Annotated in this window: 1 protein-coding gene; it reads right to left on the bottom strand. The window is 69.1% G+C overall.

Features of this window, described 5'->3' with window-relative positions:
* Window positions 1-1,865, bottom strand: a 1,865-nt coding sequence (locus CAG29_RS27985; RefSeq protein ID WP_371916667.1) for a toxin VasX, incomplete at its 3' end; no start/stop codon positions are given.
* Window positions 1,866-1,879: the final 14 nt, after the last annotated feature.

The raw sequence follows: 1,879 nt of genomic DNA, 5'->3' as shown, positions 1-1,879 counted from the left end.
GCGGCGATGAAGAGGCTCATCCACGACGCACTGAAACTGCTGTCGCCCTTGAGCAACAGCAGCGCGGCGCCCAGCCGGTTGACCAGCACGTTCCATTGGCTGGCGGTGTCCCGGGCCATGCCGGCGATGTCGTCGAGGATGTCGCTGCCCAGCGGCGCCAGTGCCTGATGGGTGGCGCTGAGGTTGTCGGCGGACAGCGCCGCCAGCAGTTCGCTCAGGCGCGAGGCGTTGTTGACGGCGGCTTCCAGCGACGGCGTCCAGGCGTTGAACAGTTGCCGCAGGGCGCCGCCGGCGGCCGAGCGCACATGGTCGGCGTACTGCTCGGCCCCCTGGGCGCGGATGCATTGGGCGCTCAGGCAGCCGGCGGCCAGTTCGCTCAGCCACCGGCGCGTCGGCAGGTCGTGGTAGTCGACGAACCAGGTGCCGCTGGCCGAGCGTTTGAGGTACACGCCACGGTCGGCGAACAGCACCGTGTGGCGCTGCTCCAGCTGCCGGAAATGCGCGGCGGCGGTATCGCTGAACCAGGTGTCCATCGCATCGAGGTCGATGCAGTCGCCGACCTTGGCGCTGAAGGCATGGTTGTCGCGGTTGGCGCTTTTCTGCGCCCGGTACTCGCGGACAACGGCCTGGATCTCGTGGTGCAGGTCGGCCGGGATGAAGCCGCGCACAGGGGCCAGGATCTCGGCGATCCGGGCATCGCGGGCCGCCGTTTCTGCCGGGCCCGGCTGCCCGCCGTACTGACGGGCGCGGGTCTCGGACTTCAGTTCCTCGTCCAGCCGATGCTGGCTGTCGAGGATGACCTGCCCCTGTTCGGGCGTGAGCCGGATGTCGCGGTCCTTGTAGCGGTAACTGAGGTCGCCGGCCAGTTCGGCGCCATCCTCGGTGATCAGGCTGCGCACGAAGCCGCCGATGCTCAGGCGCAGGCTGTTCTCGCCCAGCCACTGTTCGTGATCGGCTTCCAATCGCTCCTGTTCGTGGTTGATGTCGCGCAAGACGCCCAGGTCGTCGTCCAGGCAGGCGAACACCGCGTACAGCCCCTCGGCTTGGGTCTTGGCATTGTCCAGCCAGTCGCGGGTGCCCTGCCCGTCCCATGGTTCGGCGCTCCACTCGCCCGGCGGCTGGTCGCTGGCGCCGGGGTGTTGCGCGATGACACGCTCGCGCTCACGGGCGCGGTGCATGGCATCGGTGTAGGCCTTGATGTTGGCCCGGGTCGGATCCTTCAGCAGCGTCGCGCCGAGGGCGTCGGTGTCCTCGGCGTTGTCCTTGCGGTCGGCCTTCATCGAGCGGGCGTAGGTGCCGGGGATGAGTTCGGCCATGACCGCCTCGCCCTTGTCCAGCGGCGGGCAATGCGGCGCCTGCAGTTCGTCGGCCACGGTGCGCAAGGCGATCTGGCGCATGTGCTGGCGGCGCTTGGCTTCGCTGTCGCCCAGCGCCCGGCAGTGTTCGGCGTTCAACGGAAATTCGCTGTACAGCATCCAGGCGTCGTGGACTTTCGCCAATCGCAGGCCGGCCGACGGCGCGTCGGCCACCGGGCCGGGGGCAGCATCCAGCGCCTGCTCCTGCAACAGCCCCTGCGACGAGACGGCAAAACGCCTGAGCGGCCCCTGATGCTGCCAGAGGTACACGAACCCTTCCCGCAGGCGACGGGCCGCCATCGGGCGGCTCCCGGGGGTGACGCCGGGCATGACGCAGGCGTTTTCGGCCTGCTCGTGCGCCAGCGCATAACGCACCGGCACGACGAACAGCTCGGCCTGGCTCGCCGGGCACGGCATCACCGGGCTGTTGATGTCCACATGGGGCTGGGCTCTGGCCGCACGCTCGGCCTGAGCAGCCTGGTCAACCATGGCCAGTTTTTCGGCGCTCATGGGGCGAGGTCCTT

This window comes from Pseudomonas sp. B7(2017), from assembly GCF_002112745.1.
Lineage (GTDB): Bacteria > Pseudomonadota > Gammaproteobacteria > Pseudomonadales > Pseudomonadaceae > Aquipseudomonas > Aquipseudomonas ekonensis.
Note: the sequence above shows the minus strand (reverse complement) of the source record. Positions and strands in the feature narration are given on the sequence as shown.